Genomic DNA, 24,856 nt, shown 5'->3' with positions numbered 1-24,856 from the left:
TCAGCCCAGTTTCACTTAGCCCAGTTCCGCCGGGGGCCCAGTGGCCTTCTCTGACCCGCTCCCCGCGCCCCGGCCTGTAAGGAGTTGAACCATGACCCGCCTACAAGATTTGCTCCAAACCAACGACTTTACCCGCCGTCACATCGGTCCCAGCGAGGCTGAACAGGCCGAGATGCTGGCACTGCTGGGTGTCTCCAACCTTGAGGAACTCACCGAAACCACGCTGCCTGCGGCCATTCAGTTCAACGACGCACTCCAGACCGGCGACGGTATGCCCGAGGCGCAGGCTCTGGCCGAACTCAAGGCCCTGGCGAGCAAGAACAAGGTGTTCCGCTCGTACATCGGCATGGGCTACTACGGCACCCATGTTCCTCCCGTCATTCTGCGCAACATGCTGGAAAACCCCGGCTGGTACACCGCCTACACCCCCTACCAGGCCGAGATTTCGCAGGGCCGCCTGGAAATGCTGCTGAACTTCCAGCAGGCCGTGCAGGACCTGACCGGCATGCCCGTGAGCAACGCCTCGCTGCTGGATGAGGCCACCGCCGCCGCCGAAGCGATGACGCTCGCCAAGCGTCAGGGCAAGAACAAGGGCAACGTGTTCTACGTGGCCGACAACGTGCACCCCCAGACGCTGGACGTGATTCGGACCCGCGCCGAGTACTTCGGCTACGAAGTGCAGACCGGCCACGCCGACAACGTGCCCGCTGAAGCGTTCGGTGCGCTCGTGCAGTATCCCGGCACGCACGGCGAAGTGCTGGACCTCGCGCCCATTGCGGAAAAGGTCCACGCGAACGGCGCGGCGCTGATCGTGGCGACCGACCTGCTGGCCTGCGCCCTGCTGACCCCTCCCGGCGAGCAGGGGGCAGACATCGTGGTGGGCAGCGCCCAGCGCTTTGGCGTCCCGATGGGCTTCGGTGGGCCGCACGCGGCGTTCCTCGCCTGCCAGAAAGGCTTCGAGCGTTCTATGCCGGGCCGTGTGATTGGCGTGAGCAAGGACGCACGTGGCAACACCGCCCTGCGCATGGCGATGCAGACCCGCGAGCAGCACATCCGCCGCGAAAAGGCCACCTCCAACATCTGCACCGCACAGGCGCTGCTGGCGAACATGGCCGCCGCCTACGCCGTCTACCACGGCCCCGAAGGCGTGAGGACCATTGCCGAGCGCGTGCACCGCATGACCGGCATTCTGGCGAAGGCGCTGAACGACGCGGGCCTCAAGACCAATGAAACCTTCTTCGACACCGTGACCTTTGAGGGCGGCGACGAGGTTAAGGGCCGCGCCGAAGCGAAGGGCATCAACTTCCGTGTGGAAGGCGGCAAAGTCAGCATCAGCCTCGACGAGACCGTCACCGTGCAGGACCTCGCGGACATCATCGAAGCGGCGACGGGCCAGAGCGCCGACGTGGACGCGCTCGACAGCGGCGCTGTGGAGGGTATCCCGGCAGGCTTCAAGCGCCAGAGCGACTTCCTGACACACCCCGTGTTCAACACGCACCGCTCCGAACACGGCATGCTGCGTTACCTCAAGGCGCTGGAAAACAAGGATTACAGCCTCGTTCACGGCATGATTCCGCTGGGCAGCTGCACCATGAAGCTGAACGCCACCACCGAGATGATTCCGGTGACGTGGCCCGAGTTCGGCGGCCTGCACCCCTTCGCGCCTGCCAGCCAGACTGAAGGCTACGCCGCAATGCTGGCCGAACTGGAACGCTGGCTGGCCGACATCACCGGCTACGACGCCGTGAGCCTGCAGCCCAACTCCGGCGCCCAGGGTGAGTATGCGGGCCTGCTGGTCATCCGCAAGTACCACGAGAGCCGTGGTGAGGGCCACCGCAACATCTGTCTGATTCCCGCTTCCGCGCACGGCACCAACCCCGCCAGTGCCGCGATGATGGGCATGCAGGTGGTGGTGGTCAAGACCGACGACAAGGGCAACATCGACTTTGAAGACCTCAAGGCCCAGGCCGAGAAGCACAGCGACAACCTCGCCGCGCTGATGATTACCTACCCCTCCACCCACGGCGTGTACGAGGAGAATGTGAAAGAGGTCTGCGACCTGATTCACGGGCACGGCGGGCAGGTGTACCTGGACGGCGCGAACATGAACGCGCAGGTGGGCGTCGCCAAGCCGGGGCTGATTGGCTCGGACGTGTCGCACCTGAACCTGCACAAGACCTTCGCCATTCCGCACGGCGGCGGCGGTCCGGGCATGGGGCCGATTGGCGTGAAGGCGCACCTCGCTCCCTTCCTGCCCGGTCATAGCGTGGCCTACGGCAGCGACAGCCAGACCGGAGCCGTGAGTGCTGCGCCGTACGGCAGCGCCAGCATCCTGCCCATCAGCTACCTGTACATCAAGCTGCTGGGTGCCAGGGGCCTGCGCGAAAGCACCCAGGTCGCGCTGCTCAGCGCCAACTACATCGCCAAGCGGCTGGAGGGGGCGTACCCTGTGCTGTACACCGGACGCGGTGGCCGGGTGGCGCACGAGTGCATCATTGACATTCGCCCGCTCAAGGCCGCAAGCGGCATCAGCGAAGAGGACATCGCCAAGCGCCTGATGGACTACGGCTTTCACGCCCCCACCATGAGCTTCCCGGTGCCCGGCACCCTGATGATTGAACCCACCGAGTCCGAACCCAAGGCCGAGCTGGACCGCTTCGTGGACGCCATGCTGAGCATTCGCCGCGAGATTCAGGAAGTGCAGGACGGCACGATGGCTGCCGCCGACAGCCCGCTCAAGCACGCGCCGCACACCCTGAGGGACCTGACCGACGCCGAGTGGACCCGCGCCTACAGCCGCGAAACGGGAGCCTTCCCCAGCGGGCACCAGAAGGCGTGGAAGTACTGGCCCGCCGTGAACCGCGTGGACAACGTGTACGGCGACCGCAACTTCGTGTGCTCCTGCCCGCCGATTGAGGAGTACATCGGGGCGTAGCCAGAGCTAGAGAGTAGGAATGAGGCAGCCTCCGAGGGATGGGGGCTGCCTCAAATATCTATTATTCAGATAGCTTCAGTTCTTCCTGCTCAACTTTCTTTCAGATTGTCTCAATTTACTACCAAAATCGCGTGTCATATGCGTGGGAAAATTCCTAATTGCGAATTTGCACGCATCTATGGCCTCTTGTAGGCGATACATTTTATAACACATCGTTACATATTGATTTAAACCAGCTAATATATTCTGTTTTACTCTCGGTGTAAAGTCTTGTAAAATACTACTTTCTTTCAATTGTGCAAAAATTAGACCACCAGAGGAAATTACCTCTCTCATTCTCGAGTTAGCTTCCTGTCTCTCTCTATCTCCTGATTTTTGGCTGTTAATAATCTCTTCTCTGCGTTCTATCTCAATAATAGCTTTGTGCATAAGCAAGAGCCAGCTCATCTCAAGTCTAACGGCTTCCAAATTCCATGCGGGCTCTGGCTTATTTCTCACGAAACGTCTGATGTATTTAACCGCCATGTCCCTTTGTCCGGCCCTAACACAATAGTCAGATAGAATAATGAAATACTCTGGATCATTGGCAAAGCTTTCATGATTAGCTCTTAGAAGATTCAGTGCATTATCAATCTTTCCCCTAGAACTCGCGAGATATTCCGCTAAATTTCTAATAGCCTCTAATCTTATTTCTGGCCCCGTGTTAGTCGAATTAATAATTAATAGATATTTCTCTGTTACTGTCTCTTCAGGATCACTGCTGCGAGATAGATTTGCATCTTGTAATAGGGCAGTATGGTTGTCCAGATTCTTATCCTTAGTAAGTATCTCTAGTTTAGAATTAATTAGATCCTGAAAATCGCCACTCGATGCATAAAATTCAGAGGTCATCATTTTTGCTATCTCTCTAGAATAAGCTCTGAAGAATCTATTGTCTGTAAGTTCTATCATTTTTAGCTTAACTAGCTCATTTATGGCTGTCTCAAAATCGTCGTCTTGCATATCTAGTGCATAAGATACTTTCTCTATTAAGTTTGGGTCATCTGTACCATCTATTAAAGCACCCATAGTCGTAAACACCTTCTTTGCATTCACGGATAGATAGTCAAACATACGCCCATAAAGAAACTGTATAGCGGAGCTGGTGGATTTTAAATCCCCCTTCTTATCTAGAACTTCCCTTATATCGCCCATTTCCTTCCAAGCGGCAAGTAGCTGTAAGATAAAAAGTGGTCGGCCACTAGTAATGTCAAATATCCTTTCGATCTCATCTTCTCTAAGATGAGATATTAAATCCTGTGCGAATGTAGGGTTATTGTAGAAGTCACTTTTTATGATTTCCTCAAGAAACTTTTTCGTGTCCGCTTTTGTCAATTCATTAGTTTGAAACTCCACGCCTAAGGTCATAAGGGCCCGTGTGGTAATTACAACTTTGTGACGATCAATGTCCATCTTAGCTAGGTATGAGGAAATTTTAGTTTTTTCCTCCTGCGGAAAAGTTTCAAAATCATCAATGATAATTAATACCCTACTCTGGCTGTCGAGTATTAATTCTGCATCGAAATCATCTTCAGGATACATTACGCTTCCTATAGCGTTGATTAAATCTTCAAATGAGCTAATATTGTTGCTTAATGCATCAACGTTGCCAGTTTGTATATTGTATTTTACGTTTTTTGCAGAGGTAAATATTATATAGTCGAAATCTTTATGAGAAGAATTATAAAGATCGTCACAAACGCTTTGTATTAGAGCTGTTTTTCCAACTCCACCATGACCCCAAAGAACCGCTGCAACGGAGGCCCTGTCTTTTCGCAGGAAATCCATGATTTTTTTCTTTAAAGTCCCTATTGTAATATAACTCACATAATTATTCTTATATTTGTTTGACACAGTTCCGCTTGGTCTAACCACTCTGTCATCACCACAATCGAACTGCGGATTGCGGAACTCCTGGCTTATAATAGTTTTTACATCACCAATAAAAATACTATTCATTGTAGCGGTGCCAGAAAGAAGATCTGCGATATCCTTAAAGAGGTAAACGTTTTCCTCAGACTCCATAAAAATAAAGGGGTCCACCTTATAATACTTCTCTTCTGAATATGTAAGGACTGATCCCTGCTTAAACCTCTCATCTGCATCATCTTTTGACCAACCAAACATATCGCCGCTCGGCTTAATTATTATACCTGTAGCTTTCCTGTCCTCATACTTTTCTACTATAACAAAAGATTTATCATTATTTACAAAATTTATGTTGTCCTCTATATACTTAGATATATTTCCCATTTCTTGCATCGTTTCAAGTTCAAAATCGCCAATTATGTAGCCATGGCCTACTCTTGCGTTCCTAAGTTTGGTGTATGATTGCAACTTTGAGACTTTATCTCTTCCATTAAGAATTTCACCAGTCCCATCATCTAAAGTGCTTATGCAATCTATAACTGATCCTATCGAGGGTTTCCTTATTTTTCTTAGTAAATTTTCTCGCTGCTCTGGAGACAAGTAATCGTAATACTTGTTCCACAAAGCCCCAAGCATACAAAAAAGATAATACTCTATTTTAACCCTGTTTAGTTCAATAATATCTTTTTTCTGATCTCTGCTGGTAGCAACTCTTATTTTTCCATCTAGCCTTTTTCGTATGAAGTCCATAGTAGCTCCTTAATTACTGTAATTAGAAGTCCTTCGATTTGGCGTTAAAGTTTTTAAGTAGAAAGATTATAACTCTAAAGCTCAAGCCCCCGCTCCTCGCTCCCTTCTGGGGGCGGCGGGGGCTTGGGCATAGTGGGTAAGCAGGTTCAGGCAATTCCTACCCAGTCAGCCACCACGCCGCCGTATCCCAGACACCGCGTATGTGCCACAGTAAGGCCATGACCCTCCGCGAACCGCCCCTGGCAGACGGCTTTCCTCTGGTGGGCAGTGCTCCGGCGCTGCTCCGCGACACCGAAGGCTTCCTGTACAGTCAGTACGCCAAGCACGGCCCCTGCTTCCGGGTGCGGGCGCTGAACCGCGAATTTGTGGTGCTGGGCGGGCCAGCCGCTGCCGAGGCGATGGCGCGGAATGCGGGCGAGTTCGATGCCTGGACCATGTGGGAGAACGTCATCCGCGAGTTCGGGGGGCGGCAGGTGCTGACCATGCTGGAAGGCGAGGCGCACCGCCGGTACCGGGCAGCGGCGCGGGCAGGCTTTGCCAAGACGCGGGTGCAGGAGAATATCCCACTGGTTCTGTCGCTGGCGCATGAGGCGCTGGAGGCGGTGCCCTACGGCCGGAGCTTCGTGGTGGGCGAGTTCGCCCAGCAGCTGGTGGCCGACTGTGTGGGCATGCTGACCCTGGGCCGCCGCCCCGGCGACAGCCTGCGCGACTTCATCACCTACTGGCACACGCAGCTGGCAGTGAACATTGCGGGCACCCGGCCCACTTCGGCGCTGACCCGGCAAAACTACCTGGAAGCCAAGGCGCGGGCGCGGGCGGCTGCCGAGGAGCTGCTGGCACTGGACGCGGACTCGCTGCCTTCGCCCTATGTGCGCGACCTGCGGGCGTTTATGCGCGAAAACCCGGACCTGCTGAACGAGGAAGAGCTGCTGTTCATGATGCTGCTGCCTTACGTGGCGGGGCTGGATACGGTGGTCAACGTGCTGACCCTGTCGCTGTACCACGCCTACCGCGACCCGCAGCTGTACGCCCGGCTGCGCGCCGAGATAGACCCGCTGCTGGCCGAAGGCTTGCCCGCAGGCCGACTGCGCGAGCTGAAGGTGCTGCACGCCTTGGTGCTGGAAGTGATGCGCTACCACCCGATTGCCAACATGGTCACCCGCCACGCCCGGCAGGAGTTCGAGTTCCAGGGCTGCCGCATCCGCCAGGGCGAGCAGCTGATGATGGCGCTGATGGCGTCGCAGCGTGACCCGGCGCTGTTCCGCAGGCCCGAGCGCTTCGATGTGGACCGCTTTTTGGCCCCGCGCAATGAGCACCGGCAGAAAAATGCCCTGAACCCCTACGGCGCGGGTGCCCACACCTGCCTGGGCGCGGGCATGGCCGAAACCTTGCTGGCCACGCTGATTTCGGCCATCGTGGGCACGGACGGCCTGCGGCTGTTCCCGCCCGATTACCGCATGCGCCCTTTCCACGCCTCACAGCTGGCGCCCGACCCGGGGCTGCGGCTGGTGCGCCTGTAATCCCTGGCCGCAGAGCGGGGGCAGGGCGGTAGCCGGGAGCCCCGGCCTGCCGCCACTTTTCATCTGCCCTTGCCCTATGCTGGGCCGTGATGAACAGACTTCTTTTCCCGGCCGCGCTGGGGCTGACGCTGACAGCCTGCACCCCCGCGATTACGGCCCCGGACCTGAGCGGGTCGCCGCTTGCGGCAGGGCAGGAGTGGCTGATGCTGACCCCGGCCGAGGTGGGCAGTCCCGGCGCGGCCGGCCCGGTGCAGCTGTCGCGACAGCTGACGGTGGGCCCGCGCGAACTGCTGGCCGACGGCACCGTGGCCTACACGGCCGAGCCCCGCAGCACCACCACCGGCCGCAGCCAGGACCTGTTCCGCTTCGTGCCACGTGGCGAGGGGCGCTCGGTCATTGTGGCCGGGCGTGCAGAAACCACCTTTGACCTGCGCTTCTTCGATTTCTGTGTGGTCCGCAGTTCGGCCGCCGAGGTGAACCAGGCCCAGACCGGCGTGTACGTGCAGACCGCCAGCCTGGACAGCCTGTGGACCAACCGCACCTACCAGGCCTATGTGGGCACCGGCGTGGCAGCAGGCCTCAAGCCCTGCACCCTGACGCGGGTAAAGTAGCCCACTGACCCAAGCCTGTCCCCGCCGACGAAAAAAGCCCCAGCATGCTGCCTGGGGCTTTCTTGCTTTCCGGGTGGGGGAGAGGCCTTCAGCCCTGGGCGGGCGTGACCACTTCCACTGCGTTCAGGGTCTCCAGCACGCGGTAGGTGTGCTGCTTGCCGCGCGGCACCAGGTAGGAGTCGCCGGCTTCCAGGGTCAGGGTCTCGCCCTCCACGGTCAACTCCACCCGGCCGCTGATGACATAGCCCAGGGTTTCGTAGTCGTTGGCGTGGGGCTGCTTGTCGGCGGTGTCGCTGGGCTGCTCGTTGTGCCACAGGCGCATGGAGCTGTTTTCGCCCTGAACCAGATGGTGTTCGCCGTTCTCGCCGTGGCGGGTTTCGCCCCGGCTTACTTTGTAGGTCATGTTGTCGGTCATAGGCCCAGTCTGGGCGCTGCGCCGGGGCACCGGGTGAGGCCGGCGTTGAAGGGACGTTGAGCGCAGCCGGTGTTCAGGATGAGGGGGCAGCCGGAGCGTCGGGAATGGCCTGGGCCGGCAAGTGCGCCTGCGCCCAGCTGCCGATGGCGTCAATCACCACCTGCAGCTCCTGCCCGGCGGGGGTCAGGGCGTACACGCTGCGGCCCAGGCGGGTAGGGCCGTCCTCCAGCCGCTTGCTGACGATGCCCAGGCGTTCCAGATGGTCCAGGCGCTGGGTCAGGGTGGCGGAGTTGCAGCCGCCCACGGCGCGGGCCAGCTCGTTGAAGCCCATCTCCTGCTGGAGCAGCACCCGGATAATGTGCAGCACCCATTTTTCCTGCAGGATACCGATGGCCCGGTACACCGGACAGAATTCGGCCGGATGTTCGGAAAGTGGAGAAGGAGAGGTCATGCCGCCAGTCTAGCGCGCCGGGCAAATCACTCCAAGAATTATAGTGCTTGACAAAATAAACCTAAGCGTTTTAGCCTGTCCCCATGACCGATGTGACTTCTGCCCACCTGACTGCCGACCAGCTCCTGTCCGTCAAGGACGCCATCGAAACCCGCCGCAGCATTCGCCGGTTCGTGCAGGAACCCATGAATCAAGACGACCTGCGCGAGATTCTGCGCCTTGCCAGCCTGGCCCCCACCGCCAACAACGTGCAGCCCACCCGCTTCGTGGTGATTCAGAACAAGGAACTGCAAGAAAAGCTGCAGGCCGTGTCCTACAACCAGTCACAGGTGACGAGCGCCCCCGCCGTGATTGTGGTGTATGCCGATATGGAAGACGTGCTGAGCAACGTGGAAGAAACCCTGCCCGCCAGCATGGACGAGGAGCAAATCAAGATGCGGGCCGACCGTCTGCGCGGTCAGTTCCAGGACCAGGACGTGGCGCAGCGCGGCCAATGGGCCCTGAGCCAGGCCAACATCGCCTTCGGCTTCCTGATGCTGGCGGCACGCGGCATGGGCTACGACACCGTGCCGATGCTGGGCTTTGACCCCTCTGAGGTCAAGAAGCTGCTGAACCTGCCCGACCACGTCGAGTTCGCGGGTATCCTGCCCATCGGCAAGCGTGACGAGGAAGGCTTTCCGCACCACCGCCACAGCGTGGACCGCATCACGGCCTGGAAGTAAGCCGGCCAGCAGGCGGCGAGAGACAGAAAGAGCGTGTGGGGCCACAGCGGCTCCCACGCTTTTTTAAGGAAGTGCCGTGTGGTCTGCACTGCGGTCTGCACTGTGGCGTGCACCTCCCCGTTTTTTCCGCCTCCCGTACACTTTGCCGCCAGAGCCGTTCGCAGAATTACGTGCCCACTGGAAAAGCATCAGTCGTCACTCCATGCTTCGTCCGACTCTGCTGTTTTGCCCCCGCTCTTCTGGCAAAGCTGTACCAGTCCACTCGCCGAAAAGATAACTGTCTTTCTGGCAAATCCTCTAGGCCATCTGGCTGATCTTTCGCTGGTGCCCAGCGCGTAAGCTGAAGCGCTATGACTCAGCCACCCCGCCGCCCGGCCACCTTGCTCTTTATCCTTATCGTGGTCCTGATCGACGTGATGGGCATCGGGCTGGTGGTGCCGGTGCTGCCGGGGCTGGTCAAGGAGCTGAGCGGGTCCGAGGCTGCCGGAGCGCGCATGATCGGCATTCTGACCGCCGCCTACGCGGTGATGCAGTTTCTGATGGCCCCCATTCTGGGCCGCCTGAGCGACCGCTTCGGCCGCAGGCCCGTGCTGCTGGTGGCGACGGCGGGCATGGCGCTGGATTACCTTGTGCTGTACTTCGCGCCGAGTGTGTGGTGGCTGCTGCTGGGCCGCATGGTGGCGGGGGCCACGGGGGCCAGCCTGACGGTGATCAACGCCTACATTGCCGACGTGTCGCCGCCCGAGGAGCGGGCCGCCAACTTCGGCAAGGTGGGGGCGATGTTCGGTGTGGGGTTCATCCTGGGGCCTGCGCTGGGTGGGCTGCTGGGCGACTACGGCCTGCGGGTGCCGTTCCTGTTTGCGGCGGGTATTTCGGCGCTCAGCTGGCTGTACGGCCTGCTGATTCTGCCCGAATCGCTGCCCCCAGGGAAGCGCACGCCTGGCTGGAACTGGGCCGAAGTAAATCCCCTCAAGCCCCTGGCCGCGCTGACCGCTTACCCTGCCGTGCGGAACCTCACGGGCGTGTTCATCTTGGTGGGCCTCGCCATGCAGGTCATCTTTACCACCTGGGTGCTGTACACCGAAGCGGTGCTGGGCTGGACGGCGGGCCAGAACGGGGTGGCGCTGGCCGTGTCGGGCCTGCTGTCGGCGCTGGTGAGTGCCTTCCTGGTAGGGCGGGCCGTCAGTGCCTGGGGCGAGAAAAAGACGCTGCTGGTGGGCCTGGGCTTCGGCGTGGCCGAGTTCCTGATTCTCTCGGTGGCGAACACTACGCCGCTACTGTACTTTTCGCTAGTGGTGGGGGCCATCACGGGCCTGGCGCAGCCGGCCATTCAGGGCTACGTGAGCAGTCAGGTGGCCGATTCGGAGCAGGGCCGCGTGCAGGGGGCCATCACCAGCCTGCAAAGCGTGGTGGGCATCGTGGGGCCGCTGCTGGCGACCAGCGTGTTTGCCGCTTTTACCGCCGAGCATGCTCCTCTGGGCCTGCATTTCCCCGGCGCGGCGTTCCTGATGGCCGCCGCATTGATGGTGGCGGGCATCGGGCTGACGCTGCGGGCTTTTCGCAGGAATGAGCGGCTTGCGGGTAAGGGTTGACCGGTGCTCAATGCCCTTGAGTGGGCTTGCCGCGCCGGCCCACCAAGGAGCGGAGCAGTGGTTCCCGCCTGCGCCCCCACCTTTCCACCTTGCGCCATCTTCCCCCGGCCGCTGCGGGCGTACACTTCCCCCTATGGACTGGCTCCGCGACCCCGACCTCAAGCCTATTGCCGCCAAAGTAGAGGCGGGCGAACGCCTAAGCTTCGAAGAAGGCATGTACCTGTTCCGCACCCGCGACCTCAACGGCCTGATGCGCTTGGCCGACCTGCAAAAGCGCCGGCTGCACGGCGACAAGGTGTACTTCGTGCACTCCATGCGGCTGGAATTCACCAACATCTGCTACGTGGGCTGCACCTTCTGCGCGTTCGCGGCGCACAAGGGCGAGGAGCGGGCCTGGGACTACTCGCCGGAAGAAGTGGTGCAGGAGGTGGGCCGCCGCTACCTGCCGGGCATCACCGAGCTGCACATGAGCAGCGGCCACCACCCCAACCACCCCTGGGAGTACTACCCCGCGATGGTGCGCGGCCTGCGGGCGGCTTACCCCGACTTGCAGGTCAAGGCGTTTACCGCCGCCGAAATCAAGCACCTGTCGCGGATTGCGCGCAAACCCACCCTGGAAGTGCTGCGCGAGCTGCAGGCGGCGGGCCTGAGCGCCATGCCGGGGGGCGGCGCGGAAATCTTTGCCGAGCGGGTGCGCCGGCAGGTCGCCAAAAACAAGGTGAAGTCGGACGAATGGCTCCAAATCCACTCCGAAGCGCACTCCTTGGGCATGCGCACCAACGCCACCATGCTGTACGGCCACATCGAGACGCTGGAAGAACGCCTGGACCACATGCACCGCCTGCGCGAGTTGCAGGACGACAGCCTGCACAAGTACGGCGGCGGCTTCCACGCCTTTATTCCGCTGGCCTTTCAGCCGCTGGGCAACACGCTGGCGCAGAACCTCGGCAAGACCGAGTACACCACCGGCCTGGACGACCTGCGGAATCTGGCCGTGGCCCGCATCTATCTGGACAACTTCCCGCACATCAAGGGCTACTGGGTGATGATCGGCTCCGAGCTGACGCAGGTGAGCCTGGACTGGGGCGTGAGCGACATAGACGGCACCATTCAGGAAGAGCACATCGCCCACGCGGCCGGGGCCACCAGTCCGATGCGGCTGAGCGAAGAGGGCCTGATTCGCATGATTCAGCGGGCGGGCCGCCTGCCGGTGCTGCGCGACGCCTACTACAACGAATTGGCCGAGTTCCCGGCAGCGGAAAGCAGCGCGGCGGACTGAGGGGGTACATGGTGGAGGGCCGCAAGCTGAAGCGTTCGCAGTGGCGGGGGCTGCTGGCGCTGTACATACCGCAGGACACACCGTGGGGGCCGCATGTCTGAGCGCTGGCAGGCCGTACTGCGCGGACTGGGCTGGCTGTGGCTGGCGTTCCCGCTGCTGTCCGCCGCCTTGCTGCTGCTCTGGGGACTATGGCAGCAAGCGACTGCACGCGGCGATGTGGGGTGGGCGGTGACCTATTCCCAGAATCCGCTGGACTGGCTGCAAGGCTTGGCCCTTTGGCTGGGGCCTGGGCTGGCGCTGCTGTGGGCAGGGCGGCGCAGGTCCGCGCTCTGAACAGCCTGCACAGGCCGCCCGGACCGCGATGGCGGGGCGCTGGCTCACCCTGCAGCTGCATCCCCGTCTGCTGTGCCGGCGCCCTGAACGGTTTCCGGGTCCAGGCTGCCTGCTGCGGCCACCGCTTGGGCGACGCGGCCGAGTGGGCCTGATATGGCGCCAACCAGACTGTGCGCTCGGCCGCGCGCCAGAAGTCGCATAGTGGGGGAGTTATGCCTACGTCCTGTGCTGCAAGCTCCCTGACCTCGGCGCCCTACCGCGCCGGCTGGATTCATTACACCAATGTCGCGCCTATCCTCGACCCGCTGGTGCTGCCGCCCACGGTCACGGCGCTGACGGGCGTGCCCACCCAGATGAACGCTGCGCTGCTGGAAGGCCGGGTGGACATCGCCAACATCAGCGTGGCCGAATTTATCCGCAATGCCGACCGCCTGGCGGCCCTGCCGGATTTCAGCGTGAGCGTGCTGGGGCAGGTGTACTCGGTGAACCTATTTCATACCTGCCCGCTGCCTGAGCTGCAGCGCGTTGCCCTAACCGCCCAGAGTGCGACCAGCGTGGCGCTGCTGGAAGTACTGCTGCGCGGGTGGGGCCTGAGTCCCGAGCTGGTCCGCGACGAGGGCACCGCACAGGAGCTGCTGGCACGCGGCTACGACGGCGTGCTGCGAATCGGGGACAGCGCCCTGCGCGAGTGGTACGAGGTGGTGGGGCCGCTGGGCGAGAACGCCAGCATGACCCGCCTGCCGCACCGGGACGGCGGTATCACGGTGACCGACCTGTCGGAGGAGTGGTACCGCCTGACCGGACAGCCGTTCGTGTTCGCGGTGTGGGCCTACCGCAAGGACGCGCCGCCCCCACCCGAACTGCTGCGGGCCATGCGTGACGCCCGGCGTGAGGGCCTGGGCTCACTGGGCGAGATTTCCCAGCGCCACGCGGCCAAGTTGAAGCTGCCCCGGCGGGTGGTGCAGCACTACCTGTGGAACTTCCGCTATCACCTGGAAGAACCCGACCGGCGCGGCCTGCAGCGCTTTGCCGAGCTGCTGCGGCCGGACCACGCCGAGCTGGAATGGGGGCCGGAAATCACCCCCTGATGACAATTGTGTGCTGAAGATTTAACTTGGTTCAGAATTCCCGTACTCTTGGGCGACATGAACGATATTCTCTGGGGTATAGGAGGAATTCTGGGCCTCCTGGCTATCGGCTGGCTGTTCTCGGCCAACCGCAGCGCCATCAACTGGCGCACTGTGCTGGGAGCACTTGCCATTCAGTTTCTGCTGGCCTTTATGGTGCTGTTCTGGGCGCCGGGCAAGGCGGGGCTGGAGGCTGTCTCCGCAGCCGTGCAAAAAGTCATCGGCAATGCCTATGAAGGCATCAACTTCCTGTTCGGCAACCTGACCAACGGCAGCGCGATGGACAGTGTGGGCTTCATCTTCGCCTTCAACGTGCTGCCCATCATCATTTTCTTCAGTTCGCTGATTGCGGTGCTGTACTACCTGGGCATCATGCAATGGGTGATTCGCCTGCTGGGCGGCGCCCTAGGCCGGGTGCTGGGCACCAGCGACGGCGAAAGCCTCTCGGCCACTGCCAACATTTTCGTGGGTCAGACCGAAGCGCCGCTGGTGGTCAAGCCGTTTATTGCCGGCATGACCCGCTCGGAGCTGTTTGCGGTGATGGTGGGCGGCCTGGCCAGCGTGGCCGGCAGCACCCTGGCCGGTTACGCCGGCCTGGGCGTGCGCCTGGACTACCTGATTGCCGCCTCGTTCATGGCCGCGCCTGCCGGCCTGCTGATGGCCAAGCTGCTGTTTCCTGAAACCGAGCGCACCCAGGACTACGGCACCGGCCGCGCCCATGCCGCAACCGTGCCGACGCCGCAGGGCCCCGTCACCCTGGCGGCGCCCGCCGCCGGCACCGGCCGCGAGCCGGAGGGCATGGGCGCCGACGCCACGCCCACCAGGCCCCAACGTGGACCAGGACGGCGACACCAACGTGATTGACGCTGCGGCCCGTGGTGCTTCCGAAGGCCTGTCGCTGGCCCTGAACGTGGGCGCCATGCTGCTGGCCTTTATCGGCCTGATTGCCCTGATCAACCTGATTCTGGGCGGCATCGGCGGCCTGTTCGGGTTCCAGGGGCTGACGGTGCAGCTGATTCTGGGCTATCTGTTCTCGCCGCTCGCCGCCCTGATTGGCGTGCCCTGGTCCGAGGCTGTCCAGGCCGGCAGCTTCCTGGGTCAGAAGCTGGTCACCAACGAATTCGTGGCCTTTATCGATTTCGCTAATGCCCTCAAAGAAGGCGGCATCTCGCCCAAGGTGGAAGCCATCGTCACCTTCGCGCTGTGCGGCTTTGCCAACTTCAGCTCGCTGGGCATCCTGCTGGGCGGCCTGGGCGGCATGGCCCCGAGCCGCCGCCCCGATATCGCGCAGCTGGGCATGCGGGCCATTGCGGCCGGCGTGCTGGCCAACCTGATGAGCGGCACCATCGCCGGCATGCTGGTGGCGCTGGCCGGCACCCAGTAACCCCGCTCCTTTTTCCCCACCGCTTTTTCGCCGCTGCGCCGCTTCCCCCGTGGGAGCGGCGTTGCTGTGCAGCCTGGCAGGCGGGTCCCCGTTCCGCGCCGGGTGCGGTACAGTTGCACACGTGAGCGGCTCCAAGCCCCCTGTCCCTTCTTCTGCGCGGCCACCTTCCGCCGATTCCGACCCGGTTGCCACGCTTTCCGCTTCAGACCCTGCCGGCCCGGGGCAGCCGGTGTCCGAAACCGGGCAGCCCGGTGCCCACGAAGCCGTCACCCCCGAACCCTCCGAAGGCACCCAGCCGGTCCGGGGCGGCCGGCGTAAGGCTTCCGGTCCCAAATCGGTGCGCCAGAACACCCTTATCGTGATGGCCGGCACGCTGGGCTCGCGGCTGTCGGGGGTGTTGCGCCAGCAGATCATCAACCTGTTCGACAACACCACCATGGACGCTTTTACCATGGCGGTCAAAGTGCCCAACCTGCTGCGCGAGCTGCTGGCCGAGGGGGCACTGGTCAACTCGTTTATTCCGGTGTACAAGTCGCTGAATACCGTGGAGCGCCGTAGGCTGGCCCAGGCGTTCAGCGGGGTGATGATCGCGGTGAACTTGGTCCTGACCGCGCTGGGCATCCTGGGGGCGCCGTATGTGGTGGACCTGCTGCTGGCCTCCGAGTCCAACGTGGACCCGGTGCTGACGCTGTACATGACCCGGCTGGTCATGCCGTTCCTGATGCTGATCAGCCTGTCCAGCGTGGCGATGGGCCTGCTGAACGCTGACGAGCACTTCAAGGAAAGCAGCTTCGCGCCCGTGGCATTCAACATCGCCAGCATCATCGCGCTGCTGCTGCTGCCCCAGCAGGCCACCTGGCTGGCGATGGGCTGGCTGGTCGGCGGGCTGGCGCAGCTGGTGGTGCAGCTACCGGCGCTGAACCGCTTCGGGCTGCTGCCGCGCCCCGCCCTCACCGGGCACCCGGCGCTTGGGCGGGTGCTGCGGCAGATGGCCCCCTTCACCCTGACCGCCGGCACCCGGCAGATTCTGAACATCTATGTGTCGCGCCTGCTCAGCAACGCGCAGCTGTTTCCGGCCGGCACGCAGGCGGGCTACACCAACGCCGAAGCCCTCTTTACCATGGCAAACGGCCTCTTTGTGGTATCGCCGGCGCTGGCGCTGTTTCCACGTTTCTCGCAGCTGGCCGCCGACGGCCACTGGCCCGCATTCCGGGCGCTGACCTTGCAGGCCATGCGGTCCACCACCTTTATGGCGGCGCCTGTCAGTGCCCTGCTGGTGGCTCTGGCTCCCTACGCGGCCAGCATCTTCAACCTGACCGGCTCGGTGCCCGAAACCCGGCTGGCAGCCACCTCCGGCATTCTGGCCGGCTGGGCGCTGGCGCTGGTGCCCTGGGCCCTGGTGACCATCTTGCTGCGGACCTTCTATGCCCGTGAGCGCACCCGTGACGCGGTGGTGGTCAGCGCTGCCGGCTTCGTGCTGGAAGTGGCGCTGTACAACCTGCTGGTGCCGCTGATTGGGTTCTGGGGCTTCGGGGTCAGCACCGCCATCAGCGGCGTGCTGATGACCCTGGCGCTGCTGTTTCTGTACCGCCGCGCCGTGCCTCTGCCGCTGGACTCGCTGCTGGCCCACCTGAGCCGGGTGCTGCCGCTGGCCGCGCTGGCCGGAGCGCTGGCCTGGGTCATGAGCCGCTTCCTGCCCCAGCCGGGCCCGCTGCTGCCCAGCCTGCTGGTGCTGGCCGTGGCGGGCGGCACCGGTCTGGCGGCGTATCTGGCTGGTGCGGTGCTGCTGCGGATGCCTGAAGTGGACGGTGTGGTGCGGCGTTTGCGGCGCGGCTGAGAAGCGCTGACAGGGGCAAGGACGCCTGAGAGTGCAGCTTCCTTGTCCCGGCGCTTAGCCCTGCGCCGCTCCTCGGGTGGGTTCCTGGTCTCCAGAGTCCTGCACGCCAGGTTCCTGGGTGCCGAACTCTTCGGTACGCAGGCCCTCGTAATCCAGCAGCATGTAGGCGGCCCAGGCCAGGCGCTCGCGCAGGCGGTAGCGCAGGCTGGCATGGGGCCACAGGGGGCTGGGGCTGGCGTTGGCGTTAAAGCCTATGTCGCGGGCCATCGCCAGGGCGCGTGGTGCGTGGGCACGGTCGGTCACCACCGTCACGGCGGCGTGTGGTGGCAGCAGTTCGGCAGCGTAGTTCAGGTTCTGGGCGGTGGTGCGGCTGCGTTCTTCGGCCTTGAGAACTTCGGCCGGCACGCCCCTGCGCTGCAGGTAGCTGACGCCCACGCCACCCTCGGTGTAGGGGTCGCCCGCCTGCCGCCCCCCCGTGACCACAATGGTGTGGACGCCGCCCGCCCGGTACAGCTCCAGCGCGTGGTCCAGCCGTACCTGAAAGGCCGGGCTGGGCCGCCCCGCGTACTGCGCCGCGCCCAGCACCACCAGCGTGGGATGGGGCTTTTCGCGGGGTACGCCCAGCGGCCACAGAAAAAAGGCGGCCAGCGCCAGCGCCAGCAGGGCCAGATTGCGCAGAGTGCGGCCGAACATCGCGCCCCAGCATAGGCCAAAATCTCCCCTCCGGCGTGCCGCCGTGCGCCGCGCCGCAAAGGTGCTGCGCCGCCGTGTGTCCCGCAGGGAGCGTGATAGCCTCCTACCCAGATCCAGCTTTAAGCGCCGTCAGCCGTCAGGGCAAGTGACGTTAGGGGAGAACAAGTTTTCATGTCAAACACACTGGTCATCGTGGAATCGCCTGCCAAAGCCAAAACCATCGCCAAGTACCTGGGTAAGGGCTACGCGGTGGAATCCAGCATCGGGCATATCCGTGACCTGCCGCGCAGCGCCGCCGATATTCCCGAGAAATACAAAAAGGAGTCGTGGGCCCGCCTGGGCCTGAATGTGGAGGACGACTTCCGGCCGCTGTATGTGGTGTCGCCCGAGAAGCGCACCCACGTGGCGCACCTGCGGCGGCTGGCTGCCCAGGCCGACGAAATCATCCTGGCGACCGACGACGACCGCGAGGGCGAGAGCATCGCCTGGCACCTGTTCGAGGAGCTGAAGCCCAAGGTGCCGGTGCGCCGCATGGTGTTTCACGAAATCACCAAAGAAGCCATTCAAAAGGCGATTCAGCAGCCGCGTGAAATCGACACCAACCTGGTGGAGGCCCAGGAAACCCGCCGCGCCCTGGACCGGCTCTACGGCTACGAGGTCAGCCCGGTGCTGTGGAAAAAGGTCGCCCCCAAGCTGAGCGCCGGCCGGGTGCAGTCGGTCGCTACCCGCATGCTGGTCGAGCGCGAGCGCGAGCGGATGCTGTTCGTGAGCGGGACGTGGTGGGACCTGCTGGTCACGGCCGAGAAAGGCGGTCAGACCTTTCCGGCGCGGCTGGTGGAGGTGGCGGGCGAACGGCTGGCCGTGGGCAAGGATTTCGACCCGGCCACCGGAGCACTGAAAAAGGGCGCAGACGCCCGCCTGCTCAGCGAGGCTGAGGCGCAGGCCCTGGCGGCAGCACTGCGCGGCACGGCGCTGACCGTGGTTAGCGCCGAGGAAAAACCCTTTACCCAGCGCCCGCCTGCGCCGTTTATCACCTCTACCCTGCAGCAAGAAGGCGGGCGCAAGCTGGGCATGTCGGCCACCCGCACCATGCGGGCCGCCCAGCGGCTGTACGAGGGCGGCTACATCACCTACATGCGGACCGATTCCACCAACCTCAGCAGCGAAGCGGTGGGTGCGGCCCGCAAGCAAGCGGCGCAGATGTACGGGGCCGACTACGTGTCGCCGCAGCCCCGTGTATACGCCAAGAAGTCCAAGAACGCCCAGGAGGCCCACGAGGCGATTCGCCCCGCCGGCAGCTCCTTCCGCACCCCCGAACAGCTGCGCGGCGAGCTGGGCAGCGACGAGTGGCGGCTGTACGACCTGGTCTGGAAGCGCACGGTGGCCTCGCAGATGGCCGACGCCCGGGGCCTGAGCCTGCGCGTGCGCCTGCGCGGAGAAGCCGGCGGGCAAAGTGTGCTGCTGGCCGCGTCGGGCCGCACCATCAGCTTTCCTGGGTTCCTGCGGGCTTACGTGGAAGGCCACGACGACCCCGCTGCCGCACTGGGGGACCGTGAAACGCACCTGCCCCCGCTCGGCGAAGGCGACCGCGCCCAGGCGCAGGACGTGCAGCCCGAGCAGCACCAGACCCAGCCGCCGGCCCGCTTTACCGAAGCCAGCCTGGTGCAGGCGCTGGAGGCGGCAGGCATCGGCCGGCCCAGTACCTATGCCAGTATCATCGGCACCATTCAGGACCGGGGCTACGCGCAGAAAAGGGGCTCGGCGCTCATTCCCAGCTGGACAGCGTTTGCGACCTCGGCGCTGCTGGAACACCATTTCGGGCAGCTGGTGGACTACGACTTCACCGCCCGCATGGAAGAAGACCTCGACGAAATCGCTGGTGGGCGCGAGCACCGCATTCCTTACCTGCAGCGCTTCTACCTGGGCCAGGGCCGGCAGGAGGCGGCAGACGGGGCCCCTGCCTTCGGCCTGCGCCCCCTGATTGAAACCAAGATGGGCGAGATTGACGCCCGTGGCATCGCCACCATCGACGTGCCCCGGCTGCGCGGCAGCGGCATCGAGCTGCGGGTGGGGCGCTACGGCCCCTACATGCAGCGCGGCGAGGCCAAGGCCAACCTTCCCGAAGACCTGATTCCCGACGAGCTGACCCTCAAAAAGGCCGAGGAACTGCTGGCGCAGCCGAGCGGCGACAACGAGCTGGGCACCGACCCGGAGACTGGGCAGCTGGTGTTCGCCCGCGCCGGACGCTACGGCCCCTATGTGACGCTGGGCGGCGAGGAAGGCGGGAAGCCCCTCAAGACCGCCAGCCTCTTTCCCTCCGATTCTCTAGGCAGCATGACGCTGGAGCGGGCGCTGGAGCTGCTCAGCCTGCCCCGGCTGGTAGGCATAAGCGAGGGCCAGGAGGTCTGGGCGATGAATGGGCGCTACGGTCCCTACCTCAAGCGCGGCGGCGACTCGCGCAGCCTGACCAGTCACGACCAGCTGTTTGACGTGACCCTGGCGCAGGCCGAGGAGATTTTCAAGCAGCCCAAATACGGTGGGCGCGGTCAGGCGGCGGCTCCGCTGGCGGTCTTCCAGAACGAGGGCCAGCCCGACATCCTGCTGAAAAAGGGCCGCTTTGGTCCTTACCTGACCGATGGCACGCGCAATGCCACCCTGCGCCAGGGCGAGAGCGCCGAAACCCTGAGCGCCGAGCAGGCCCTGGCGATTATGGAGGAGCGCGGCAAGGAACCCAAAGGCAAAGCGGGCAAAGGGAAAAAGGCGGGAAGCGCAGCGCCCAAGGCCAATACCAAGAAAGTCAGCACCAAGAAAGCCAGCACCAACAGAGCCAAGACTGGTAAAGCTCAGGCCCCGGCCAAAGCAGCGCTGGCCTGGGCCGACCTGAAGCCCCACCTGAGCGTGCTGGACGACACCGAGCGCCGCCTGGTCACGGCCACCCGTGAGGGCGGGCGCAAGGTGGAGGACATGGCCCCCGAGCTGGGTCTGGACGTGAAACAGGCCAAGGGCATGAACCTGCAGGCCAGCCGCAAGCTGAACCAGGCTGCCCGCGCAGCTGGCGTGGGTGGCGAGGCTGCAGCCCGCCCGGCACCTGCTAGCCGTGGAAGCAGCAGTGGTGCCAAGAAGAGTGCCCAAAGTGCTGCCAAAGCACCCCCCATCACCTGGGAGCGGCTGCGGCCCTACCTCAGCGTGCTGTCGCCCGAGGAGCGGGCGCTGGTCACGGCCACCCGCGAGGGCGGGCGCAAGGTGGAGGACGTGGCCCCCGAGCTGGGCCTGGACGTGAAACAGGCCAAGGGCATGAACCTGCAGGCCAGCCGCAAGCTGAACCAGGCCGCCCGCGCTGACGGCATCGTGTAACCCGGTGGCGGCCTCTGAGCGCACGGTGCCGCCCCAGTTGCGGCCCCGGCGCGAACCCAAGCAGGCCCGCAGCCGCCGGATGGTGGCCCGCATTCTGGCAGCGGCTGCTGAGGAGTTTGCCGCCGTGGGCACCGAGCGGGCCACCACCAACCACATCGCGGCGCGGGCGGGCGTGTCGCCGGGGTCGCTGTATCAGTTCTTCCCCGGTAAGGCGGCGCTGCTGGCCGCACTGCAACTGGAATGGACTGAGCGGCTGCGTGTAGAGCTGGGCGCGGCGCTGCGGAGGGTCGAGGGGGCCAGCGCCGGTGAGATGGTAGACGCCGTGCTGGACACCCACGCCCGCCTCAACGCCGAGCCACTTGGCCTGCTGGCTGTGCTGGTGTTCAGCCGCTCGCAGGTGCCGGGGTCACTGGACCTGCGCCGCTTTATGGCACAGCAGCTGGAAGAGTTGTTGGCCGTGCGTGCCCCCTCGCTCTCAGCAGAGCGCCGTTACGCCGCGGTCAACGTGATGATTCATCTCGCCAACGGGCTGTATTTCCTGCGGAACACCTCCGGCGCGGCGGACCCGGTGGTGCGCGGCGAGGTGCGGGTGGCGCTGGTGGCCTACTTGGACAGCCTGCTGGAACACTGAAGTTTTGCGAGTGCCGCCCCTACGTTTGCCCCTGCGCGGCGCACCCAAATGCGAGTTGAGAAACGCGAGTCCGGCCACGCATAATGGGCGTCTACCCACCTACAGACGCTGTTTTGCGCTCCCTGACCGGGGGCGGGAGGACGAGATATGGAACTTCAGGAGCATCCCCTCTTCGGGCTTCGGGGCCAGGTGGCCCTGATTACTGGTGGCGGCAGTGGTCTGGGCCTGCAAATGGCCGAAGCCCTCACCGAGATGGGCGCCAGCGTGGTGCTGTGCGCCCGCAAACTGGAGCGCTGTGAGGCTGCCGCCGCCGCGCTGCGTGAACGTGGCGCTCAGGCGCTGGCCGTGGCCTGCAACGTGACCGACCCCGCAAGCGTGCAGGCCGCCGTACAGGCCGCCGTGGACGAATTCGGCCGGCTGGATATTCTGGTCAACAATGCCGGCACCACCTGGGCGGCCCCCACCGAGGACATGACGCTGGAGCAGTGGAACAAGGTCATGGACACCAACCTGACCGGTGTGTTTCTGTGCTCGCAGGCGGCCGGGCGGGTCATGCTGGCCCAGGGCAGCGGCTCAATCATCAACATCGCTTCGGTGGCGGGGCTACGTGGCACACCCAGCCACTTTCCGGTGATCGGCTACAGCGCCAGCAAAGGCGGCGTCATCACCTTTACCCGCGACCTGGCCTGGAAGTGGGGGCCCCGGGGCATCCGCGTGAATGCCATCGCGCCGGGCTGGTTTCCCAGCGACATGTCGCGCGTGCTGCTGGAGCGCTACGAAAAAGAATTCCTGGCGGCCATTCCGCTGGGCCGCTTCGGCGGCGAGCAGGACCTCAAGGGGGCGGCCATTTTCCTGGCTTCACGGGCGTCGGCGTACATGACCGGCCAGGTGCTGGTGGTAGACGGCGGGCAGACCGCATGACTGCCGCGCCGCATGCCGTGCCGGGCGCGGCGGCGCTGGCGGCCTTCGGTGTCTCGGAACGGGCGCTGGAGCTGCTGGACCGCCTGACCCGCTTTATGGCCGAGCACATCTACCCCAACGAGGCGGCGTTCCTGGCCGAAGTCGGGGCGGGGGACCGCTGGGCGCACCTCCACCTGCTGGAAGACCTCAAGGCGCGGGCGCAGGCGGAGGGCCTGTGGAACCTGTTTCTGCCGCCCGCCAGTGACCCCGAAGGCCGCTTCGGCGCGGGGCTGTCTAACCTGGACTACGCCCCACTGGCCGAGCAGATGGGCCGGGTCTGGTGGGCTCCGGAAGTGTTCAACTGCTCGGCCCCCGACACCGGCAATATGGAAGTGCTGGCCCGCTACGGCAGCCCAGAGCAGCAGGAGCGCTGGCTGGGGCCGCTGCTGCGGGGCGAGATTCGCTCCGGCTTTTGCATGACCGAGCCGGACGTGGCGAGCAGTGATGCCACCAACATCCGGGCCAGCATCCGGCGCGATGGGGACGGGTATGTCATCAGCGGGCGCAAGTGGTGGACCAGCGGCGCGGGCGACCCCCGCTGCCAGGTGGCGATTTTCATGGGCCAGACCGACCCTGCCGCCGAGCGCTGGCGGCAGCAGAGCATGATTCTGGTGCCGCTGGACGCGCCGGGCGTGACCCGCGAGCGCATGCTGACCGTGTTCGGCTACGACGACGCCCCGCACGGGCACGCCGAACTCAGCTTCCACGAGGTGCGCGTGCCCGCCAGCCACCTGATTCTGGGCGAGGGCCGGGGCTTCGAAATCGCGCAGGGGCGGCTGGGGCCGGGGCGCATTCACCACTGCATGCGCCTGATCGGTCAGGCCGAGCGCGCCCTGGAACTGATGGTGGCCCGCGCCGCTGCCCGCACCGCTTTCGGCAAGCCCCTGGCCGCGCACCAGCACACCCGCGAGCTGATAGCCCAGAGCCGCATGGAGATTGACCAGGCCCGGCTGCTGACCTTACAGGCCGCCCAGATGATGGACACGGTGGGCAACAAGGCGGCACGCGGCGAGATTGCGGCCATCAAGGTGGTCGCTCCGGGTGTGGCGCTGCGGGTGATTGACCGGGCCATTCAGGTGTACGGCGGCGCGGGGGTGTCACAGGACACTCCGCTGGCGCAAATGTACGCGCACGCCCGCACCCTGCGCCTGGCCGACGGCCCCGACATCGTACACACCGAAACGGTCGCCAAGGCCGAGCTGGCCCGCCAGGGCATAGACCTGCGGGTGGCCCGTGGAGGAAAGGCGTGAGCGGGGCAGGGCGGTCCCAGGCCGAGACCGTGCCCATGCGCCCCGGCGAGGAGCTGCCGCTGGACCGTCTGCGCGAACTGCTGGCCGACTTGCCCGGTGACTGGGCCGCACTGAGCGCCGAGCAGTTTCCGGGAGGATATTCCAACCTCACCTATCTGCTGCGGGCGGGCGAGCAGGCTTATGTGCTGCGCCGCGCCCCACGCGGGCAGGTGGCCCCCGGTGCCCACGATATGGCCCGCGAGTACCGCCTGCTGGAGCGGGTGGCCCCGGTGCTGCCCGCCGCGCCGCGCCCGCTGCGCCTGATAGAAGACCCGCAGGTGCTGGGCGCGCCCTTTTACGTGATGGAGCGCCGCCGGGGGGTGGTGATGCGCTCGGCCCTGCCGCCCGAATACGCGGGCCTTCCAGATGCCCCCGCACGGATGACCGGGGCGCTCGTGGACACCCTGGTCCGCTTGCAGGAGGTGGACTTGCAGGCAGCGGGTCTGAGCGACTTGGGTCAGCCGGCAGGCTTTAACCGCCGCCAGATTGAGGGCTGGGCCGGGCGCTGGCGGCGGGCCCGCGAAGCGCTGTCCCCCGGGGCCCTGGCCCCCGCCGAGGAGCTGGGCGACGAACGCCTGATCGCCTGGCTGCTGGAGCGCCAGCCGGCCGAGTCGGCCCATACCCTGGTCCACAACGATTTCAAGCTGGACAACCTGCTGCTGGACCCGCACGACCCTGGCCGGGTCACGGCGCTGCTGGACTGGGAAATGACCACCCTGGGCGACCCGCTGGCTGACCTGGGATTGCTGCTCACCTACTGGACCCTGCCCGGCGCTCAGGCCGAGCAGCCCGGCTTTCCGGACCGGGACGAACTGGTGGCCTTGTATGCCCAGCGCAGCGGGCGCGACGTGAGCGGGCTGCTGTGGTACGAGCTCCTCGGCGACTTCAAGCTGGCCGTGATTGCCCTGCAAATTTTCGTGCGCTATCAGCGGGGGCAGACGCGTGACCCCCGCTTCGCTGCCCTGGGCGAGCAGGCCTCATTCCTGATTCGCCGGGCGCTGGCCCGCACTCACCCGCCGGCGTAGCGGTGCCCGGCGATGTGGTGCCAGACGATATGGTGGGCCG

At 64.0% G+C, this 24,856-nt stretch carries 20 protein-coding genes; 16 read left to right on the top strand and 4 right to left on the bottom strand.

Annotated features, from left to right (window positions below; all coding sequences use genetic code 11):
* Window positions 1–91 precede the first annotated feature (91 nt).
* Window positions 92–2,935 carry an aminomethyl-transferring glycine dehydrogenase gene (gene gcvP, locus DEIPR_RS09920; protein WP_013615693.1) on the top strand — a complete coding sequence of 948 codons (2,844 nt, stop codon included), beginning with the start codon at window positions 92–94 and terminating at the stop codon, window positions 2,933–2,935.
* Window positions 2,936–3,010: 75 nt separating this feature from the next.
* Here gcvP and DEIPR_RS09915 read toward each other — a convergent pair whose 3' ends face one another.
* A complete protein-coding gene (locus DEIPR_RS09915) occupies window positions 3,011–5,593 on the bottom strand; it encodes an NACHT domain-containing protein (RefSeq protein WP_013615692.1) in 2,583 nt (860 codons plus the stop codon).
* 218 nt (window positions 5,594–5,811) lie between these two features.
* Between DEIPR_RS09915 and DEIPR_RS09910 the strand changes: the two genes are divergently transcribed.
* The gene (locus DEIPR_RS09910; protein WP_041222091.1) at window positions 5,812–7,113 is read left to right on the top strand and encodes a cytochrome P450; all 1,302 of its coding nucleotides are present in this window, start codon (window positions 5,812–5,814) and stop codon (window positions 7,111–7,113) included.
* An 89-nt stretch (window positions 7,114–7,202) separates the two neighbouring features.
* Complete coding sequence (locus DEIPR_RS09905; protein ID WP_013615690.1) at window positions 7,203–7,724, top strand: hypothetical protein; 522 nt, start codon at window positions 7,203–7,205, stop codon at window positions 7,722–7,724.
* 88 nt (window positions 7,725–7,812) lie between these two features.
* Here the strand turns inward: DEIPR_RS09905 and DEIPR_RS09900 are convergent, their stop codons facing one another.
* Both DEIPR_RS09900 and DEIPR_RS09895 read right to left on the bottom strand, forming a co-directional pair.
* Complete coding sequence (locus tag DEIPR_RS09900; protein ID WP_013615689.1) at window positions 7,813–8,139, bottom strand: cupin domain-containing protein; 327 nt, start codon at window positions 8,137–8,139, stop codon at window positions 7,813–7,815.
* Window positions 8,140–8,212: 73 nt separating this feature from the next.
* Complete coding sequence (locus DEIPR_RS09895; RefSeq protein ID WP_013615688.1) at window positions 8,213–8,590, bottom strand: winged helix-turn-helix transcriptional regulator; 378 nt, start codon at window positions 8,588–8,590, stop codon at window positions 8,213–8,215.
* A gap of 83 nt (window positions 8,591–8,673) precedes the next feature.
* Here DEIPR_RS09895 and DEIPR_RS09890 point away from each other — a divergent pair, with 83 nt between their 5' ends.
* The 8 genes from DEIPR_RS09890 to murJ all read left to right on the top strand — a co-directional run bounded on the left by DEIPR_RS09890 (window position 8,674) and on the right by murJ (window position 16,864).
* Entirely contained in the window at window positions 8,674–9,312 is a 639-nt protein-coding gene (locus DEIPR_RS09890) for a nitroreductase family protein (RefSeq protein WP_013615687.1), read from the top strand.
* A 350-nt stretch (window positions 9,313–9,662) separates the two neighbouring features.
* On the top strand, window positions 9,663–10,904 hold the full coding sequence (locus DEIPR_RS09885; RefSeq protein WP_013615686.1) for a TCR/Tet family MFS transporter: 1,242 nt from the start codon (window positions 9,663–9,665) through the stop codon (window positions 10,902–10,904).
* 133 nt (window positions 10,905–11,037) lie between these two features.
* The gene (gene mqnE, locus DEIPR_RS09880) at window positions 11,038–12,183 is read left to right on the top strand and encodes an aminofutalosine synthase MqnE (protein ID WP_013615685.1); all 1,146 of its coding nucleotides are present in this window, start codon (window positions 11,038–11,040) and stop codon (window positions 12,181–12,183) included.
* 93 nt (window positions 12,184–12,276) lie between these two features.
* Entirely contained in the window at window positions 12,277–12,516 is a 240-nt protein-coding gene (locus DEIPR_RS09875; protein WP_013615683.1) for a hypothetical protein, read from the top strand.
* A 212-nt stretch (window positions 12,517–12,728) separates the two neighbouring features.
* Window positions 12,729–13,604 (top strand): menaquinone biosynthetic enzyme MqnA/MqnD family protein, encoded by an 876-nt coding sequence (locus DEIPR_RS09870; protein WP_013615682.1) that lies wholly within the window; start codon window positions 12,729–12,731, stop codon window positions 13,602–13,604.
* A gap of 57 nt (window positions 13,605–13,661) precedes the next feature.
* On the top strand, window positions 13,662–14,507 hold the full coding sequence (locus tag DEIPR_RS14440) for a NupC/NupG family nucleoside CNT transporter (RefSeq protein WP_083801588.1): 846 nt from the start codon (window positions 13,662–13,664) through the stop codon (window positions 14,505–14,507).
* Window positions 14,476–15,027, top strand: a complete 552-nt coding sequence (locus DEIPR_RS14435; protein ID WP_041222089.1) for a nucleoside transporter C-terminal domain-containing protein — start codon at window positions 14,476–14,478, stop codon at window positions 15,025–15,027. Before DEIPR_RS14440 ends, DEIPR_RS14435 begins: the two co-directional genes overlap by 32 nt.
* 361 nt (window positions 15,028–15,388) lie before the next feature.
* A complete protein-coding gene (gene murJ, locus DEIPR_RS09855) occupies window positions 15,389–16,864 on the top strand; it encodes a murein biosynthesis integral membrane protein MurJ (RefSeq protein ID WP_041222933.1) in 1,476 nt (491 codons plus the stop codon).
* A gap of 54 nt (window positions 16,865–16,918) precedes the next feature.
* Here the strand turns inward: murJ and DEIPR_RS09850 are convergent, their stop codons facing one another.
* Window positions 16,919–17,557 (bottom strand): YdcF family protein, encoded by a 639-nt coding sequence (locus DEIPR_RS09850; RefSeq protein ID WP_013615680.1) that lies wholly within the window; start codon window positions 17,555–17,557, stop codon window positions 16,919–16,921.
* A 171-nt stretch (window positions 17,558–17,728) separates the two neighbouring features.
* Between DEIPR_RS09850 and topA the strand changes: the two genes are divergently transcribed.
* From topA to DEIPR_RS09825, 5 genes are all read left to right on the top strand, one after another.
* Window positions 17,729–20,911, top strand: a complete 3,183-nt coding sequence (gene topA / locus DEIPR_RS09845; protein ID WP_013615679.1) for a type I DNA topoisomerase — start codon at window positions 17,729–17,731, stop codon at window positions 20,909–20,911.
* Window positions 20,912–20,915: 4 nt separating this feature from the next.
* Complete coding sequence (locus tag DEIPR_RS09840; RefSeq protein WP_013615678.1) at window positions 20,916–21,542, top strand: TetR/AcrR family transcriptional regulator; 627 nt, start codon at window positions 20,916–20,918, stop codon at window positions 21,540–21,542.
* Between the two features lie 147 nt (window positions 21,543–21,689).
* Window positions 21,690–22,463, top strand: a complete 774-nt coding sequence (locus DEIPR_RS09835) for a glucose 1-dehydrogenase (RefSeq protein WP_013615677.1) — start codon at window positions 21,690–21,692, stop codon at window positions 22,461–22,463.
* Window positions 22,460–23,752, top strand: coding sequence for an acyl-CoA dehydrogenase family protein (locus DEIPR_RS09830; protein ID WP_013615676.1), 1,293 nt, complete (start codon window positions 22,460–22,462; stop codon window positions 23,750–23,752). The genes DEIPR_RS09835 and DEIPR_RS09830 overlap by 4 nt, the downstream gene beginning before the upstream one ends.
* Window positions 23,749–24,816, top strand: coding sequence for a phosphotransferase family protein (locus tag DEIPR_RS09825; protein WP_013615675.1), 1,068 nt, complete (start codon window positions 23,749–23,751; stop codon window positions 24,814–24,816). The genes DEIPR_RS09830 and DEIPR_RS09825 overlap by 4 nt, the downstream gene beginning before the upstream one ends.
* Window positions 24,817–24,856 lie beyond the last annotated feature (40 nt).

This window comes from Deinococcus proteolyticus MRP (assembly GCF_000190555.1).
Lineage (GTDB): Bacteria > Deinococcota > Deinococci > Deinococcales > Deinococcaceae > Deinococcus > Deinococcus proteolyticus.
This window is presented reverse-complemented; position numbering and strand designations above follow the sequence as displayed.

Excerpts from the sequence above, each read along its gene's own strand:
- DEIPR_RS09875 (WP_013615683.1), top strand. The coding sequence starts at position 12,277 with ATGTCTGAGCGCTGGCAGGCCGTACTGCGCGGACTGGGCTGGCTGTGG.
- DEIPR_RS09885 (WP_013615686.1), top strand. The coding sequence starts at position 9,663 with ATGACTCAGCCACCCCGCCGCCCGGCCACCTTGCTCTTTATCCTTATC.
- murJ (WP_041222933.1), top strand. The coding sequence starts at position 15,389 with ATGGCCGGCACGCTGGGCTCGCGGCTGTCGGGGGTGTTGCGCCAGCAG.
- DEIPR_RS09850 (WP_013615680.1), bottom strand. The coding sequence starts at position 17,557 with ATGTTCGGCCGCACTCTGCGCAATCTGGCCCTGCTGGCGCTGGCGCTG.
- DEIPR_RS09895 (WP_013615688.1), bottom strand. The coding sequence starts at position 8,590 with ATGACCTCTCCTTCTCCACTTTCCGAACATCCGGCCGAATTCTGTCCG.
- mqnE (WP_013615685.1), top strand. The coding sequence starts at position 11,038 with ATGGACTGGCTCCGCGACCCCGACCTCAAGCCTATTGCCGCCAAAGTA.
- DEIPR_RS09905 (WP_013615690.1), top strand. The coding sequence starts at position 7,203 with ATGAACAGACTTCTTTTCCCGGCCGCGCTGGGGCTGACGCTGACAGCC.
- gcvP (WP_013615693.1), top strand. The coding sequence starts at position 92 with ATGACCCGCCTACAAGATTTGCTCCAAACCAACGACTTTACCCGCCGT.
- topA (WP_013615679.1), top strand. The coding sequence starts at position 17,729 with ATGTCAAACACACTGGTCATCGTGGAATCGCCTGCCAAAGCCAAAACC.
- DEIPR_RS09890 (WP_013615687.1), top strand. The coding sequence starts at position 8,674 with ATGACCGATGTGACTTCTGCCCACCTGACTGCCGACCAGCTCCTGTCC.
- DEIPR_RS09835 (WP_013615677.1), top strand. The coding sequence starts at position 21,690 with ATGGAACTTCAGGAGCATCCCCTCTTCGGGCTTCGGGGCCAGGTGGCC.
- DEIPR_RS09870 (WP_013615682.1), top strand. The coding sequence starts at position 12,729 with ATGCCTACGTCCTGTGCTGCAAGCTCCCTGACCTCGGCGCCCTACCGC.
- DEIPR_RS09910 (WP_041222091.1), top strand. The coding sequence starts at position 5,812 with ATGACCCTCCGCGAACCGCCCCTGGCAGACGGCTTTCCTCTGGTGGGC.
- DEIPR_RS09915 (WP_013615692.1), bottom strand. The coding sequence starts at position 5,593 with ATGGACTTCATACGAAAAAGGCTAGATGGAAAAATAAGAGTTGCTACC.
- DEIPR_RS09900 (WP_013615689.1), bottom strand. The coding sequence starts at position 8,139 with ATGACCGACAACATGACCTACAAAGTAAGCCGGGGCGAAACCCGCCAC.
- DEIPR_RS09830 (WP_013615676.1), top strand. The coding sequence starts at position 22,460 with ATGACTGCCGCGCCGCATGCCGTGCCGGGCGCGGCGGCGCTGGCGGCC.
- DEIPR_RS14440 (WP_083801588.1), top strand. The coding sequence starts at position 13,662 with ATGAACGATATTCTCTGGGGTATAGGAGGAATTCTGGGCCTCCTGGCT.